Source organism: Variovorax sp. 20P10.2.4 (genome assembly GCF_058244205.1).
Genome location: NZ_JBZAYE010000010.1, coordinates 1 through 14,963, shown reverse-complemented (window position 1 = coordinate 14,963; position 14,963 = coordinate 1). Strand labels below are relative to the sequence as shown.

General features: G+C 69.6%; 13 protein-coding genes and 1 pseudogene. 6 read left to right on the top strand and 8 right to left on the bottom strand.

All coding sequences use genetic code 11. The annotated features are described in order from the left end of the window. Positions 1-80: 80 nt before the first annotated feature. The 4 genes from AC27VN_RS02035 to AC27VN_RS02020 all read right to left on the bottom strand — a co-directional run bounded on the left by AC27VN_RS02035 (position 81) and on the right by AC27VN_RS02020 (position 2,821). A complete protein-coding gene (locus tag AC27VN_RS02035; RefSeq protein ID WP_490875448.1) occupies positions 81-803 on the bottom strand; it encodes a Crp/Fnr family transcriptional regulator in 723 nt (240 codons plus the stop codon). A 32-nt stretch (positions 804-835) separates the two neighbouring features. Next, positions 836-1,240, bottom strand: coding sequence for a RidA family protein (locus AC27VN_RS02030; RefSeq protein ID WP_296786132.1), 405 nt, complete (start codon positions 1,238-1,240; stop codon positions 836-838). Between the two features lie 18 nt (positions 1,241-1,258). Beyond that, complete coding sequence (locus AC27VN_RS02025) at positions 1,259-2,245, bottom strand: Bug family tripartite tricarboxylate transporter substrate binding protein (protein WP_490875447.1); 987 nt, start codon at positions 2,243-2,245, stop codon at positions 1,259-1,261. A 99-nt stretch (positions 2,246-2,344) separates the two neighbouring features. Further along, the gene (locus AC27VN_RS02020; protein ID WP_296786126.1) at positions 2,345-2,821 is read right to left on the bottom strand and encodes an Lrp/AsnC family transcriptional regulator; all 477 of its coding nucleotides are present in this window, start codon (positions 2,819-2,821) and stop codon (positions 2,345-2,347) included. Between the two features lie 225 nt (positions 2,822-3,046). On the opposite strand from AC27VN_RS02020, the gene AC27VN_RS02015 reads away from it, so the two are divergent. The 4 genes from AC27VN_RS02015 to AC27VN_RS02000 all read left to right on the top strand — a co-directional run bounded on the left by AC27VN_RS02015 (position 3,047) and on the right by AC27VN_RS02000 (position 6,916). Further along, entirely contained in the window at positions 3,047-4,093 is a 1,047-nt protein-coding gene (locus tag AC27VN_RS02015; protein ID WP_490875446.1) for a 4-hydroxyphenylpyruvate dioxygenase family protein, read from the top strand. A gap of 67 nt (positions 4,094-4,160) precedes the next feature. Beyond that, the gene (locus tag AC27VN_RS02010) at positions 4,161-4,580 is read left to right on the top strand and encodes a RidA family protein (protein WP_296726713.1); all 420 of its coding nucleotides are present in this window, start codon (positions 4,161-4,163) and stop codon (positions 4,578-4,580) included. Between the two features lie 11 nt (positions 4,581-4,591). Further along, the gene (locus tag AC27VN_RS02005) at positions 4,592-5,008 is read left to right on the top strand and encodes a YybH family protein (RefSeq protein WP_490875445.1); all 417 of its coding nucleotides are present in this window, start codon (positions 4,592-4,594) and stop codon (positions 5,006-5,008) included. 210 nt (positions 5,009-5,218) lie between these two features. Then, the gene (locus AC27VN_RS02000; RefSeq protein WP_490875444.1) at positions 5,219-6,916 is read left to right on the top strand and encodes a tannase/feruloyl esterase family alpha/beta hydrolase; all 1,698 of its coding nucleotides are present in this window, start codon (positions 5,219-5,221) and stop codon (positions 6,914-6,916) included. 34 nt (positions 6,917-6,950) lie between these two features. Here AC27VN_RS02000 and AC27VN_RS01995 read toward each other — a convergent pair whose 3' ends face one another. Then, entirely contained in the window at positions 6,951-7,859 is a 909-nt protein-coding gene (locus AC27VN_RS01995) for a LysR family transcriptional regulator (RefSeq protein WP_490875443.1), read from the bottom strand. A gap of 115 nt (positions 7,860-7,974) precedes the next feature. Here AC27VN_RS01995 and AC27VN_RS01990 point away from each other — a divergent pair, with 115 nt between their 5' ends. After that, on the top strand, positions 7,975-8,808 hold the full coding sequence (locus AC27VN_RS01990; protein WP_490875442.1) for a hypothetical protein: 834 nt from the start codon (positions 7,975-7,977) through the stop codon (positions 8,806-8,808). Positions 8,809-8,810: 2 nt separating this feature from the next. Beyond that, positions 8,811-9,797, top strand: coding sequence for a Bug family tripartite tricarboxylate transporter substrate binding protein (locus AC27VN_RS01985; protein ID WP_490875441.1), 987 nt, complete (start codon positions 8,811-8,813; stop codon positions 9,795-9,797). A gap of 9 nt (positions 9,798-9,806) precedes the next feature. Here the strand turns inward: AC27VN_RS01985 and AC27VN_RS01980 are convergent, their stop codons facing one another. From AC27VN_RS01980 to AC27VN_RS01970, 3 genes and pseudogenes are all read right to left on the bottom strand, one after another. Next, positions 9,807-10,208 carry an Imm8 family immunity protein gene (locus AC27VN_RS01980; protein ID WP_203206865.1) on the bottom strand — a complete coding sequence of 134 codons (402 nt, stop codon included), beginning with the start codon at positions 10,206-10,208 and terminating at the stop codon, positions 9,807-9,809. Between the two features lies 1 nt (position 10,209). Then, a complete protein-coding gene (locus AC27VN_RS01975) occupies positions 10,210-14,502 on the bottom strand; it encodes an RHS repeat-associated core domain-containing protein (protein WP_490875440.1) in 4,293 nt (1,430 codons plus the stop codon). Positions 14,503-14,536: 34 nt separating this feature from the next. Continuing rightward, positions 14,537-14,963: pseudogene (locus AC27VN_RS01970) on the bottom strand (hypothetical protein); the annotation flags it as partial.

Below are 14,963 nucleotides of genomic sequence, written 5' to 3'. Positions count from 1 at the left end.
TGACTCTGACAGAGCGTGTGTAGTGCAATATTTGTTCCAGAGAAACGCCGGTTTCCCTGAGTGCCTGTGAACACGCGTGCTCAGTCCGTCCACAGCCGGCGGCAGGCCGCGATGTCGAGGAGCAGGATCTGCTGCCTGTCGCGCCGCAGCAGGCCCCGCCGCTCGAAGGCGGCGAGCGCGCGATTCACCCAGGGTCGGCTCGCGCCCACCATGCTGCCCAGCTCGTCCTGCGTGATGCCCCGCACCACATGGGTCGTGCCTGAAGGATCGGCCTCGGCCAGCTTCACCAGCACGCGTCCGAGCTTGGCCTCCACCGATTCGAGCGCCAGCGGTGCCGCACGCCGGATGCTGTCGCTTGCGAGCAAGGCCAGCAGATGGGCGATGTTGAGCGCGAAGCGGGGAACGGCCTGCATGCAGGCATGCAGTTCGGTGCTGCGAAGCACCCGCAACGATGTCTGCTCCAGGCTCTCGGCGGCCAGGAAGCGGGGTTCGCCGAGGAACGCGCTGATGAGGCCGATCAGGTAGCCCTCGGACCAGACGCCGCTGGTGAATTCCTCGCCGCTCTCCATGCGCCGGATCAGGCGCACGCGGCCGCTGCGGACGATGAACAACTCGCCGGCGGGATCGCCCTGGTGAAAGATGGGCGTGCGCGCGGGCACCTCGCGCACGCCGAGACAACGCTCGATGCGCCGCACTTCGTTGTCGTCCAGGCCGGCGAGCGCGCGGGTCCAGCCGATGTCGCTCGAGGTTTCCATCGCACCCCTTGGGATAGGCAGAGGACCGATGCCTCTGCCCGCCAGCATAGCGGGGCCGGGCGGGCGCGAACCGGCGCGCTTCAGCCCTTCAAGGCATAGGCCTCGACCTCGAGCAGCAGCGCTTCCTTGGCGAGGCCCGCGACGCCGACCATGGTGCTGGCGGGCAGCGCCGTCTCGACCAGGAACTCCTTGCGCACCTGCCGGATCGTCGCGACGGCCGCTTCGCTGATGTCGCGCACGAAGAAGTTGAGCTTGACCACGCTGTCGAAGCCCGCGTTCGCGGCCGCGAGCGCATGGCCCAGGTTGACGAAGACCTGCCGTGTCTGCGCGGCGAGATCGCCTGCGCCGACGATGGCGCCGGACGGGTCGTAGGCGACCTGCCCGGAGATGAAGACCATGCGGTCCACGGTCGCTTCCGTGAGATGCGAGAACCCGTTCGGGCGTGCCAGCAAGGGGGGATTCAGGTAATGGATCGGATCGGACATCGAAGGGACTCCAGGGGCTCAGTTCAACTGCAGCTTGTGGGTGGAAATGATCTCGCTGTACATGCGCTGCTGGCCTTTCACGAAATCGCCGAAGGCGCGCGGGCTCGATCCGACGAGGTCGACGCCCAGCGGGCCCAGGTCCTTCCGGAGCGCGGGTGCGTTGGCCGCCGCTGCCGCCGCGTCATGCAGCGCCGCGATCACGGCGGGCGGTGTGCCCTTGGGGACCACGAGGCCGAACCATGAATAGATGTCGATGTCGCGCCCCGATGATTCCTTCGCGGTCGAAATCTCGGGCGCGCTGTCGGCGCGGCGCGCGCTGAGCACGGCGAGCGCGCGCAACTTTCCTTCGCGCAGATGCGGCAGGGTGGCCACCAGCGTGTCGACTACCACGTCGACATGTCCGCCCATCAGGTCGACCAGCGCGGGCGCGCTGCCCTTGTAGGGCACATGGGTCAAGGGCGCGCCCGTGGTCTGTGCGAGCACTTCCATCGCGATGTGGGTCGAGGTCCCGGTTCCCATCGAGCCGTAGCTGGCGGGCTGGCCCGCCTTCGACGACGCGACCACGTCCGCCAGGCTGCGCCAGCGCGCATCGGGACGGGTGACGACGACATTCGGGACCGTGGCCAGCAGGGACACGCAGTCGAACGAGTCCTCGGGGGCGTAGCCCAGCTTGATGCCCAGGTGCTGGTTGATGGCCAGCGTGGCGTTGCTCGCGACCAGCAGCGTTCGGCCGTCCGCCGGTGCGCGGGCCACGGTGCTGGCCGCGATCGCCGTGCCCGCGCCGGGGCGGTTCTCCACCACGACCGGACGCTTCAAGCGCTCGGACATGCCCTGCGCCACCCGGCGGGCCAGGAGGTCGGTGGTGCCGCCCGGGGTGTAGGGAACGACCATCGTGATCGCACCCGGCGCCAGCACCTCGGCACCTGCCGCCAGGGTGGTCGAGGCACAGGAAATCCCCAGCGCGAGGGCCGCCAGCGGCCACAGGCATCGAACACGGAACTGCATCGGTATCGCCCTTGTCTTGATGGCTCTCCGTCGCGGAGAGCGCCTGGCGGGCAGTGTCCGCAGATCGGCCGCGGCTGGCTGTCTACTTGTTAACAGGCCCTAATCGACCCAGCCCAGCACATCGGCCAGTCGCTCGGCGGCCGGCAGCGGCGCGGAGAGCACGAGCGAGGTGTTGACGGTGCCGAAGCTTCCGATCTTGTCGATCACCGTTTCGAGTTCCTCGCTGGACCGGGCCAGGATGTGGACCACGTAGCTGTCGGAGCCGGTGACGCGCAGCACTTCGATCACGTTGGGCGTGTCGCGGAAGGCCTTGATCAGGCCCTTGCCGTGTTCCGCGGCCGCGCCGATGCGGATCAATGCGTCGATGGGAAAGCCGAGGCGGTTCCAGTCGACGTCGGCGCGGTAGCCCTTGATCACGCCTTCCTCGCGCAGGCGGCGAACGCGTTCGGCGCACGCGGGCGCGGTGAGGCCGACCTCCGCCGCCAGGGTCTTGAACGAGGCCCGGCCATCCTTGAGCAGCAGCTTGACCAGCTTGTGGTCGATCGCATCGAGAAAGTTCCGCTTGGGTTGGCTCACAAAAAACTCCTCTTCGGCTGCCGTTGCTTTCCATCTTAAAGAAGGAGAGCGATGGTGAGGCCCGCGACCGGCCCGCATCGCTTTCATATGAAAGCTGGCCGGGCGCCAAAGTCGAAAAGAAAAATCCCGGCGCCCGCGCGCGCCTTGGAAATCAAGGCAGGGCGAAGGGCATCGAAAAACAGAATCGTGGCTTTGCCAACCTCTTCCATTTTTCAAGCCATGGCCATGACGCAAGTAACCACCGCAGGCTTCGCATTCGTCGAGTTCGTGTCGCCGCGGACCGAGGACCTCGTTCCCCTCTTCGAGCGGCTCGGCTTCAAGCCCCTGGGCCGATCCGAACGCACCGGCGCGGTCCTGATGCGGCAGGGCGAGGCGACCGTGATCGTCAATCCCGCGCCGAATCCTTTCCTCGACGTGCACGGGGCCTCGGTGCGCGCGATCGGCATCAACGTCGACAACGCGCGCAACGCGGTGGCGCGCGCGCTGGAAGGCGGCGCACGCGAGGCCAGCCCGGGGGCCTTCGGAACCTATGTCGTCGAGAGTCCCGCCATCGTGGGCATCGGCGACAGCCTGGTGTACTTCGTCGATCGCGATGTGTATGGCGAGTTCTCCAGTCCCTATGCCCCGACGCCGGGCATCCCGGCGCACGATGCCTCGATCGTCGCCATCGACCACACCTCCAACATCGTGCGGCCCGAGCATCTCGACCTGTGGGCGGACTTCTACAAGAACACCTTCGCGTTCACGCAGAAGCAGTACCTGGACGTCAAGGGCAAGAAGACCGGCATGCGGGCGCGCTCGATGGTCAGCCCCTGCGGCAAGGTCTCCATTCCCATCGCTGCCGCCGCGCACGACCAGCCCGGCACCCTGAACCAGAACGACGAGTTCATCCGCGACTACAACGGCGAGGGCATCCAGCACATCGCGCTGCTGTCCTCGGACATCGAGCAGACCATCGACTTCCTGCAGCAGGGCAGCGTCGAGTTCATGGAGGCACCGCACGAGGTCTACTACCGCGGCGTCGATGCGCGGGTGCCCGGCCATGGGCTGGACCTCGAGGCCATGAAGGCGCGCGGCATCCTGGTCGACGGCAAGGGCGGCGACCGCATCCTGCTGCAGCGCTTCACGCGCCGCCAGATCGGCCCGGTGTTCTTCGAGATCATCGAACGCCGCGGGGAAGACGGCTTCGGCGAAGGAAACTTCAAGGCGCTGTTCGAGAGCCAGGAAACCGACCAGGTTCAACGCGGCACCATCGAGGTCGAAGCGCGCTGAACGCAGGAATTCCCGGCGTGGCCTGCCGCGCCATCTTCTTCAATCCACCTTCCATCACCCTCCCACCATGTCCAGCCACATCCAGCGCTTGCGTCTTCCCGACAACGATCCGACCTTCGGCAGCAACAAGGTCTTCGACCTGTTCCAGTACGCGCCCGCCGTGAAGGCCGGCGGGCTGGTCTTCATTGCCGGCCAGGTCGGCATCCATGCCGACGGCAGCGTGCCGGAGCGCGCCGAGGAACAGATCGAGCTGGCCTTCAAGCGCCTCGGCGCGATCCTCGCGCACGAGGGGCTGGGCTTCGAGGACCTGGTCGAGCTGGTGTCCTATCACGTGCGCATCGATGAGCAACTCACGGCCTTCCGCGAGATCAAGGAGCGCTACATCGTGCGCGACTTCCCGGCCTGGACCATCCTGGGCGTGGCGTCGTTGGCACGCCCCAATCTGCTGATCGAGATCAAGGCGGTCGCGGCCGCCCGGCCACGCTAGAGGACGCACTCATGCCGCAGGAGAACACCGCCATCGCCGCCATCCTGGCGCGCTACCAGCACTGGATGCAATCGATCCGCGAGCGCGACCTCGAGGCCATCCTCGACATCTACGCCGACGACGCGACCTACATGCCGCCCGGAAAGCCGGCCTTCTCGGGCAAGCAGGCCTTGAGGGAGGTCTGGGCCGGCTACCTGCAGCGCGAGGACTTCGTCGCGAGCTATGTTCCCACCCTCCATCTCTGCGATGCGGGCGACATGGCCTACGACATCGGCCGCTATCGGATCGCGATGAAGAAGGAGGGCCTTCCCGTCAGCTTCGAGGGAAAGTACGTCGTGGTCTGGAAGCGCATCGACGGGCACTGGAAGGCGGTGGTCGACATGGACAACGACAACGGTCCCGCCGTGCAGGACGCGCCGGCGGCGTGAGGAAGCCGCGAAGCCGCGGCGGGCGAACTTAGGGGTTAGTCCCGACGCCTTGCCGCTTGCCTGCGTTCGCGCGGCTGCGTTAGTCTCGCGCTGCTCCTGAACCGACCGTCCGGTCGGTCGGTAGAAAAAACCGATCGTTCGTTCGATGACGACCTCGTCGAACGAGCGCTGTCGGTTGTCCGGCGCACCCCTCAAACACTGGAGAAAACCATGCGCGACGAAAAGTGTCTGCCCCGTGCCCTGCTGTCGACGGGCCTTCTGCTGGCCGCTGGCCTGGCTTTGCAAGGCTGTGGAGGGGGTGGCGGCGGAGGCGGCGGCTTCCTTCCGATTCCGGCGCCCGCACCCGCGCCGGCGCCGCCCGCGCCGCCACCGGCGGGCCCCAGCGTCGAACAGCTCAAGAGCAGCTGCAACGCGCTCAAGGGCCAGGTCATCGAAGGCGTGACGGTCACGGGCACGGTGCGCTTCGAGGCCAAGGCGCCGCTCTACACCGCGGGCTTCTGCCAGGTGCTGGGCACGCGTGCACCCTTCCTGGACATCGAGATCGACGTGCCCGACAACTGGACCGGACGCTACTGGCAGCAGGGCGGCGGTGGCTTCGACGGCCGCATCGCCTCGGTGGTGACGACCGATCCGGGCGGCGCGGTGACCGCGGTCAGCCCCGTGCTCGCTCTCAAGGGCGCGGTGTACGCGGCCTCCAACGGGGGCAACCGGGCCAATGTTCCCGCGCAGGCCGCGCCGGGCGTGTGGATCGGCGGGACCGACGACGCGCGCCAGTCGGCGGCCGACTATGCCTACGCCGCGGGCGGCACCACGCTGCGCTTCGGCAAGGCGGTCGCGAAGGCCTTCTTCGGCAAGACGCCGAGCCACAGCTATTTCAACGGCTGCTCCAACGGGGGCCGCAACGCCTACATCGCCGCGCAGCGCTGGCCCGACGAGTTCGACGGCATCGTCGCCGGCTGCGAGACCATGGACATGGCCGGCGCGGTCACCGGCCTGATGAACACGGCCGCGAAGGCGGCCACGCCGGCCGAGATCAGCCCGGCCCAGTACGCCGCCGCCTACGCGGCCGCCGTGACGGCCTGCGATGCCGGCGACGGCGCGACCGACGGCTACCTCGCCAACCCCGGCGCATGCGCCCTGCCCGCGGCGTCGCTGCAATGCGGCCAGCCGGGCGCGAATGCCGATCCCACGCTGTGCCTGTCGGCCGCGCAGGTGCCCACGCTCGCGGGCCTGCTCGGCAACCTGACGCTGGCCGGTGGCGCCACGGCCTACAGCAAGTACAACTGGACCAACTTCGCCCCCGTGTCCGCCATTCCCGGCGTGCCGGCGCTGGGCGTCACGAGCTATGGCGGCCTGGGCGGCGGCTTCGCGTTCCTGGCCACGAACGACCCGCTGTGGTTCGGCGCGCCTCCGCCGGGCACGGCGCCGGCACCCAACCTCGCGAGCTTCGACCTCAACCGCGACTACTACGTCTTCAGCAGCGGTCTCCAGCGCGCGGGCGCCGACCACGACCGGAACGCCATCGCGGCCTACGTGGCGTCGGGCCGCAAGCTGCTGTCCTGGCACGACGCGGGGGATCCGCTGCTGTCGGCCAACGATCACATGCGCAACTTCGCGACCATGTCCAGCACGGCCAAGGCGCTCGGCCTGGCCGACCCGCGCAGCAACGCGCGCCTGTTCATCGTGCCCGCCTCGAGCCACGGCGCGGGCGGCAACCTGAACGAGGTCGACTGGCTCGCCGCCATCATCGACTGGGTGGAGGGCGGCAAGGCGCCCGAGCAGCTGACCTACAACTTCCGGGTCGGCGCCACGGCCCGGACGATGCCGGTTTGCGAGTCCCCGAGGTATCCGCGCTACAACGGCAGCGGCGACGTCAATTCGGCCGCGAGCTTCACCTGCACGCCGTGATGGCCTGCGCCATGGCGACGCGGCGCCGGGCCGTTCAGAGCCCCATCAATGCCTGCAACAGCATCCGGCTCGCCGGTGAGGGCTCGGCCAGCGCGGGCACCGCCAGGTAGCTGACCCGGTGCGCCCAGGGCTCGTCGAGCGGCACGAAGGCCAGGTTCGGAAACTTCGCCTGCTGCTCGAGGCTGGCCTGGGGCAGCAGCCCGATGCCGAGGCCGCACTGCACCATGCGGCTGGCCGAATCCATGCCCTTGACCTGGATGCGCGTGCGCAGCCGCACGCCGTGCGCGAGCGCCTCCCTGGCCACGCGGCTCGCGAGCGCGGTGCCCGGTGGCAGTTCCACCCACTCCTCCTTCAGCAGTTGCTCGAAGCGCAGGCGCTTGCGCTTCGCGAGCCGGTGGTGCACGGGCAGGATCACGACCAGCCGCTCGGTGCGGTAGGGCTGCAGCTTGAGGCCGGGGATGTCGCCCTCGGCGACGAACACGCCGACGTCGGCCTTGCGCTGCAGCAGCAGCTCGACGATCTCCGCGCTCGTGTGTTCGGCCAGCTCGATCTTGATGCCGGGATGCTCCTGCAGGAACAGCGCGAGGTCCTGCGGCAGGTGCTGCACGATGGCCGAGATCGAGGCGACGAGCTGGATGCGGCCCGACACGCCGGCCTGCAGGTTCTGCAGCTCGGCATCGAGGGTGTCGACGTCCTCCATCATCGCGCGCGCATAGCGTGCGATCGACAGGCCCGCCGCGGTCAGGCCGGCGCCGCGCGCCGTGCGGTGCAGCAGCTCGACGCCCATCGCGTTCTCGAGCTGCGTGATGCGGCGGCTCGCGGCCGAGGGCACGATGTGCAGGGTGGCAGCCGCGCGCGACAGGCTGCCTTCGTGCTCGATCGCCGCGACGAGCTTCAGGGTGGCGAGGTTCAGGTGGTCGAGCAGGGGGCGTCGAGGTTTCATGGTGCGCGGGGCAGCGTTGCCGCAATGGCAACGCTGCCGTGAATTAATGTCGCTGGGCTTGTGGCGGGGACTGCGTCAGCATGCGGGCCCTTCCAACCAGGAGACGCATCCTTCCATGCAGCAGATTCTGAACCTGCGCGATCTCACGATGATCGAGCGCACCCATGCCCGCGGCGGAAAGTTCCGCTACCACCCGCTGCTGTCCGGCCGCGACGGCAGCGCGGGCAACTTCTTCCTCCAGCTCTCGAACACCTTCAACGACTTCGACTCGCCGCGCCATCGCCACAACTTCGACCAGGTGCGCGTGCAGCTCGAGGGCGACGCCGACTTCGCGCGCGACGGCGTCATGAAGCCGGGCATGATCGGCTACTTTCCCGAGGGCGTGTTCTACGGCCCGCAGAGCATCGCGGGCGAATCGCTCACGCTGGTGCTGCAGTTCGGTGGCGCGAGCCGCAGCGGCTACCTGTCGGAGGCGGCGTTCCAGCGCGGCATCGTCGAGCTCAAGAAGAACGGGCGCTTCGAGGCCGGCGTCTACAAGGTCGACAAGCCCGAGGGCGGCACGCGCAACCAGGATGCCTACGAAGCCGTCTGGGAGCACATCAACGGCCGCGAGCTGCGCTACCCCGAGAGCCGCTACGACAAGCCGATCTTCATCCGCCCCTCGGCCGCGCAATGGCTGGGCGATGCGCAGCGGCCCGGCGTGGCGCGCAAGCACCTGGGCAGCTTCTCCGAGGCGCGGACCGTGCTGTCGCTGATCGCGCTCGAGGCGGGCCGGGGCATCGAGGTGCCGCCGAATAGCATCGTGTTCGTGCTGGCCGGAAAGGGCCACGCGGGAGACGGCCGGCGCGATTGGGAAGCGCGGTCTTCGCTCTACAGCGGGGAGGCGGCCAGCGCGATGACGGCCGATGCCGCGAGCGAGTTGCTGCAGATCGAGCTGCCGAGGCTGTGACCATGCACGACCCTCAGTCCGACGGCCGGCGCCGTCGCATCGTGCTGGGCCTCGGCGCGGCCCTGGCGGCATCGCCGCTGCCGCGCGCCTGGGCCGTGGAGGAATTTCCCTCGCGCCCGATCTCGATGGTGGTCCCGTTCCCGCCGGGCGGCGGTTTCGACACCATCGCAAGGCCGTTCGCGGAGCGGCTCGGCCAGTTGCTCGCGCGCCCGGTGGTCGTGGACAACCGCCCGGGCAGCGGCGGCAACATGGGCACCGACTTCGTCGCGCGTGCGCCGGCCGACGGCTACACGCTGCTGTTCGCCAACGACTACCTCGCGACCAACCCGAGCGTCAACCGCAACACGCGCTTCGACCCGCTCAAGGACTTCGCGCCCGTGAGCATGGTCGGCAGCACGCAGGTGGTGATGGCCGTGCGGCCCGACTTCCCCGCGAAGAATTTCGAGGAGCTGGTCGCGCTGTCGAAGAAGCGCTCGCTGAGCTACGGCACGCCGGGCGCGGGCACCTCGCCGCACCTGGTGGGCGAATACCTCTCGACCATCTCGTCGCTGCAATCGCTGCACGTGCCCTACAAGGGCACGGCGCCGGCGGTCAACGATGCGATGGGCGGGCAGATCGACATGGTCTATGCCACTTCGCCCTCGGTCGCGAGCCAGATCGCGGCCGGGCGGCTGCGCGGCATCGCGGTGTTCGGCGCGCAGCGCAGCACGCAGCTGCCCGAGGTGCCCACGCTCAAGGAGATCGGCGGGCCCTCGGTCGACTACGAGGTCTGGTACTGCCTGCTGGCGCCGGCCGGCGTGCCGGCCTCCGTGCTCGCGACGATCCGCGCCGCCACGCGCAAGGCTCTCGATGCCGACCTGGCCGCGCGGCTGGCGCGGCTGGGCTATGCGGTGAAATCGAGCGAGCCCGAGGCGGTCACGCAGGCGATCCGGCAGGGGCTGGAGCGCTGGAAGGACGTGGTTGCGCGCGCGAAGATCGCGATCGATTAGGGCACGGCGCTACCGTCGCTCGACGCCCTCGTACTCCCAGAAGAACTTGGTGCGCAGGCAGTCGAGCGACTCGGCCCAGGTGGATCGTTCGCAGGCCGCCACGCGCTGGCGCAGCGCCTCGCGCAACGTGTCCCAGTCGTAGGGATCGACGATCAGCAGCGCATCGATGTCGAAGCCCTTTGCGCGCCGGCGCATCGAGGTGTAGGCCTGCAGCGCCCGGCCGTCGTGGTGGGCTCTCACGCCCTCGGGCGTTGCCGCGAGCAGCTGGAACACGTGCGCGCCGGACACGCCCGCCTCGCCGATCTCGAGCTCGAGGGTGAGGTAGACATCCTCGGGGGCCTCCGGACGCCATGCGCTCAGCCTGTCGACATCGAGGGAACGCAGGTCGACGATTTCGAGACGGATTGTCATTTCAGGGCTCCACATCCACGTGAACGTTGGAATCGTAAGGGCCCTTGGGCACGGCACGCTGCTGGAAGTTCATCTGCGTGCCGGTCATGGAGAAGGGTTGGCCGGACACCGGGTGGACGTTGCGCCCCGCGTCGGTCGGCTTCTTGCTGGGCCCGCGCACCGTGCGCAGTCCATCCTCGGACCTCAGCATCCATCCGCCCTTGTCCGTGAGTTCCTGCGTGAAGCCGGGACCGACGAACTCCTCGGCCAGTTCCCGCGCCTCGGCCTGCGTCAGGCGCGCGGTGATCTGCGTGTTGCCGGGCTTGTTCGACAGGCCCAGGATGCGGCGCAGCCGCGTGCGCTGCCGCTTCGTCTTGCAGCGCAGCCCCAGGGGATCGATCCAGCCCAGCGCATTCGGCGCGAAGCCGTAGGGGTTCTCGCCACCGTCGAGGCCGATCGGGTCCTGGCTCACGAAGGCGCCGATGTGCGGATCGAAGTAGCGGTTCCGGTTGTAGTGCAGGCCCGATTCCTCGTCGAAGTACTGCCCCTGCAGGCGCAGGGGGTTGTCGATCGCCGCGGCGCGCGAGGCGAGCGCGCTGCCCCAGGCGGTGGAGGTCGCGGACCAGAGGATCTCGCCGGCGCCGTCGGTCAGCCGCGAGGGCATCCCGTTCGGCTCGACATGGAAGTGGGCGACCCGTTTCGCGCCCGGCGACGACGCATCCGGCGGCGGGTCGACCAGCGCCAGCGGAATGCAGGTCTGCGGGTAGTACACGTACTCGCGCGCGCGTTCCCAGGCCACCAGCGGCTGCTGCCGGCCGCGTATCGCGCGCCGCTGCGCGAGCGCGGCGGGGTTGAGCGATGCGGGCGCGACCTGTTCGTCGTGGGCCTGGCACATCTCGCCCAGCAGCGCATCGCCGTCCCAGAAGAACCAGGTGGTATGGGTGGCACCGCGCTTGAAGACACGCCGGCCCACGGCGTCGTAGCCGTAGCGCGTGCGCACCGTGCCGCGCCGGCTCTCGATCAAGCGGTGGTGGGCGTCCCAGGCCAACTCGAGTTCGTCGCTCGTGTCGGTCGCGCCCTGCGCCGCGGGTCCTCTGCGCACCAGATCGCCCGCGCGGTCGAACACGTAGTGCACGCCGTCGCAGCTGCCTTCGCGCGTCCAGTGCACCGGCGCGTCCTCGTCGCCGCCGGCCACCTTCTGCATCCGTGTCTGCTCGATGGTGGTGCGAAGGCGGTCGCCCGCCGGATCGTGCAGCAGCCGCGTGACCTTGCCTTCGGGATCGGTGTGCTGCAGGACGCGTCCCATGAGGTCGTAGCCGTACTGGTCGCTGCCATGGAGGCTGTCGTGCCGATGCACGAGCTGGCCCTTGCGGTCGTAGTCGTAGCGGGTGCTGAACAGCGGCGAGGCGTCCCGCAGCACGGCCTGGGCCGTGAGCTGGTGGTTCGCGTCGTAGCGGGCGTGGCGCACGACGCTCGCGCTCAGCTGTTCCCGCACGATCCGGCCGAGGGCATCGCGCTCGATGCCGATCGCTGCCTCGTCGTCGATGCCCAGGCTCGCGAGCTGGTCGCAGGCGTCGAATTCCATCCGCACGCGATGGCCGGCCGAGCTCTCGCGCAGCGTGCGATTGCCCACCGCGTCGTACTGCGAGGCGACGCGAAACCCGTTCTGCCATTCCTCGAGCACGCGGCCGGCCGCGTCGAAGCGGCGCTTCACGTGGGCCGCGCCGTTGCGCATCTCCACCAGCTGTCCGCGCCGGTCGTAGACCAGCCACTCGTCCTGCGGGTGCCCGGGCCGCAGCGGATCGGCCGCCGTCTTGCGCGTGATGCGGCCGAGCCTGTCGCTGGCAAAGGCGATGCGCTGGCCCAGCGGATCGGTCATCTGCCTCAGGTGGCCGGCCTCGTCGTAGGCGTAGTGGCGCGACTGGCCCCAGAAATCGATCTCCTCGACGATGCGGCCCAGGGCGTCGCGCCGCAGCACGAGCCGTTCGCCGCGCTGGTTCGTCACGCCGACGAGCTGCTCCTCGGTGTCGTAGTGGTACTGCAGGACCTGGCCGTCGGGCTGGATGCGCCGGCCGATCTCGCCGAGGCCCACGTAGGCCAGCCGCGTCTCGGCGCGCGCTGCGTCCACGTGCCGCACCAGCCGGTCCTCGGCGTCGTAGCCGCACAGGATCTGCGCGCCGTCGGGATGGTCGATGCGCACCAGCCGGCCCTTCCGGTCGCAGTGGTAGCGCGTCGTCTCGCCCAGGGCGTTGGTGCGGCCGAGCAGGCGCCCCAGCGCGTCGTGCGTGAAGCGGTCGACGCGCCCGAGCGGATCGACCAGCGCTTCCAGCTGTCCGTGCCGGTCGTAATGCAACTGCGTGGCCGCGCCGCGCGCGTTGACGTGGCGCACCAGCTGCCCATGCGCGTCGTGCTCGAAGCGGGCGACCGCGCCCAGCGGATCGGTCTGGCGCGTCGGCAGGCCGCGCGCGTCGCTCTCGAGCTGCCAGCGATGGCCCAGCGGATCGACGATCGCGCACAGCCGGTCTTCCGTGTCGTAGTCGCAGCCGACGCTGCTGCCGTCGGGGCGCTGCACGGCCAGCAGGTTGCCGCGCGCGTCGTAGACGAAGCCGGTGCGCAGCCCGCCCGGTGCCGTCACGGCCACGGTGCGGCCGGCATCGTCGTAGGCGAAGGTGGTCACGCCGTCGTGCGGATCGATCTCCGCCAGCGGCAGGCCGGACTCGTCGAAGCGCACCACCGTCAGGTGTCCCAGCGAGTTGCTGATCTCGGTCCGGCCCAGCGCCTCGTCGTAGGCGAAGCGGTAGTCGTGCAGCCCGCCGTCGCCCCAGGCGTGCACCACGCGCCAGCGGTCGTCGTAGGCGTAGTGGAACGACAGGCCCGTGCGGTCGGTGTGGCGCGCCATGCGATGCCGCAGGTAGGCGAACTCGTACGCGGCGCCCAGCGCATCGATGGCCGCGAGCAGGTCGCCGTCGGCATGGCGGTAACGCACCAGCGGATGGTCCTGCTGCGTGGCGGGATCGCGCAGCGCCATGGCCTCGATGCGTCCCTGCCGGGATTGCACCTCGATGCTGCGCCCGGGCAGTCCGTTCACGCCGTTCTCGACGATGCGCGCCAGTTCGCCGCGCTGCCGCACGAAGTCCCAGCGGTTGCCGCAGGCATCCTCCAGGCGCGTCACGAAGGGGAACGGTGCGCGCAGCGCTCCCTCGGGCGAGAGCGCTTCCTCGAAGCGATAGCGCAGGCCGCTCTTGAGGCGCACCACCAGCGCGTCGCCCTGGCGCGTGAGCCGGGCGCCGTCCACCACGTCGAGCACCTGCTGCGCCTCGGTGCGCGGCAGTTCGGTGAACAGCGCGAACTCCTCCGGCCCGCGCAGGCTCAGGATGCCGTCGTCCTCGGCCACCAGGCGCACATCGGCCGGCGTCTGCCAGCCCAGGCCGCAGTGGCCGGCGAAGTCGTGGTCGCGCGATGCGTAGACGCGGCTCCACGTGAGCGGCAGGCGCCCGGGAACGTGGAAATCCTCGTGCGCCACCGAGACGCTGCCGTCGCGGATGTCGACCGGTTCGGCGCGCAGCACCTGGCACTTGAGGAAGCCGGGCGGCATGTCCTTGAGCGCGCGCCGCGCGATGCGCGTGTAGGCGCGGCCCAGCGCCTTGAACAGGCCGCGCTGGATCATCGCGCCCCAGGAGATGGTGGGCGGTCCGCCGACGAACACCTGCGGCGGGATCGCCACGTTGAAGGTGGTCGGCAGCATCAGGCTCAGGCGCACGGGCTTGGTCAGCTTGCGCGGGCGAAACGGCGGCACCAGGCCGACGATGTTGCAGCTGAGCACCGGCATGGTGATGCGCGAGAACGGATCGCCATCGGCCAGCACGGTGCGGCTGCCCATGAACAGCTCGTCGTCGAACTGCGGGCCGCCCGGCCCCTTGATGATCGGCATCGGCGCGCCGACCAGGATGTGGAAGTCGACGCCGCCGGTGCCGGCGTTGGCGCGCCGCACGCCGGCCACCTCGACGGTGGCGCCGAGCGGCAGCGGGATGCTCTCGGGCATCGCGCCATCGGCCGGCGGCGCACCGGGCGGCGCCGGTATCCGCGGCGACGCCGTGCCTTCGCCGATGGCGTTCTTGGCGGCCTCGGTCGCGGTGCCGAGCGCGCCCAGTCCCTTGACGATCGGGTTGTCGGGCGACACCTCGACGGTCGGCAGGTAGTCGAACGGGTCCATCACGATGCCGATGTGCACCGTGGGCCACACGCCGGGCGGCGCCAGGTAGGTGTGGGCATCGATGCCCAGCTGCGGATCGAAATGCTTGGCCGCGAAGAACACGTGCTTTCCTTGTGGCGTGAGGAGTCGGCGCCCTTCAGGCGGCTTCGACGAAAGGTTGCGGATCGGGCAGGCGCGCGAACGCGGGCGGCTCGCGCCATTCGCCGGGCGCGAGGTCCAGCGGATGCTTCACGTGCGGCAGCCCGCTCCAGGCCGGGTCGAGCCACTGGCGCCCCATGGCGACGACGGTGCGGAACACCTCCTCGCCGCCTTGCACCAGCTGCTCGCGCTCGCGCAGTTGGCCCTGGAACAGTTGCTCGTAGCGCTGCACCAGCTGCGTCTCGATCGCCGCGATGGCGCTCGGCGGTGGATGGGTGCCGAGCCGATGGCCGGCGAGATCGGCCTCGACCAGGGCCGCGCGCGCCTCGCGCTCGTAGGCCGTGGCGCATTGCGCGATGCGCTCGCAGCGTCGGGGGTCCTGCAGCGCGAGCATGTCCTGCAGCAGTTGCGGCACCGTGCTGTTC

What these genes read in the sequence shown, in the direction of transcription:
- AC27VN_RS02010 (WP_296726713.1), top strand. Translation starts at nt 4,161, where the DNA reads ATGTCCAGCCACATCCAGCGCTTGCGTCTTCCCGACAACGATCCGACC.
- AC27VN_RS02025 (WP_490875447.1), bottom strand. Translation starts at nt 2,245, where the DNA reads ATGCAGTTCCGTGTTCGATGCCTGTGGCCGCTGGCGGCCCTCGCGCTG.
- AC27VN_RS02000 (WP_490875444.1), top strand. Translation starts at nt 5,219, where the DNA reads ATGCGCGACGAAAAGTGTCTGCCCCGTGCCCTGCTGTCGACGGGCCTT.
- AC27VN_RS01985 (WP_490875441.1), top strand. Translation starts at nt 8,811, where the DNA reads ATGCACGACCCTCAGTCCGACGGCCGGCGCCGTCGCATCGTGCTGGGC.
- AC27VN_RS02035 (WP_490875448.1), bottom strand. Translation starts at nt 803, where the DNA reads ATGCTGGCGGGCAGAGGCATCGGTCCTCTGCCTATCCCAAGGGGTGCG.
- AC27VN_RS01980 (WP_203206865.1), bottom strand. Translation starts at nt 10,208, where the DNA reads ATGACAATCCGTCTCGAAATCGTCGACCTGCGTTCCCTCGATGTCGAC.
- AC27VN_RS02015 (WP_490875446.1), top strand. Translation starts at nt 3,047, where the DNA reads ATGACGCAAGTAACCACCGCAGGCTTCGCATTCGTCGAGTTCGTGTCG.
- AC27VN_RS02030 (WP_296786132.1), bottom strand. Translation starts at nt 1,240, where the DNA reads ATGTCCGATCCGATCCATTACCTGAATCCCCCCTTGCTGGCACGCCCG.
- AC27VN_RS01990 (WP_490875442.1), top strand. Translation starts at nt 7,975, where the DNA reads ATGCAGCAGATTCTGAACCTGCGCGATCTCACGATGATCGAGCGCACC.
- AC27VN_RS02005 (WP_490875445.1), top strand. Translation starts at nt 4,592, where the DNA reads ATGCCGCAGGAGAACACCGCCATCGCCGCCATCCTGGCGCGCTACCAG.
- AC27VN_RS01995 (WP_490875443.1), bottom strand. Translation starts at nt 7,859, where the DNA reads ATGAAACCTCGACGCCCCCTGCTCGACCACCTGAACCTCGCCACCCTG.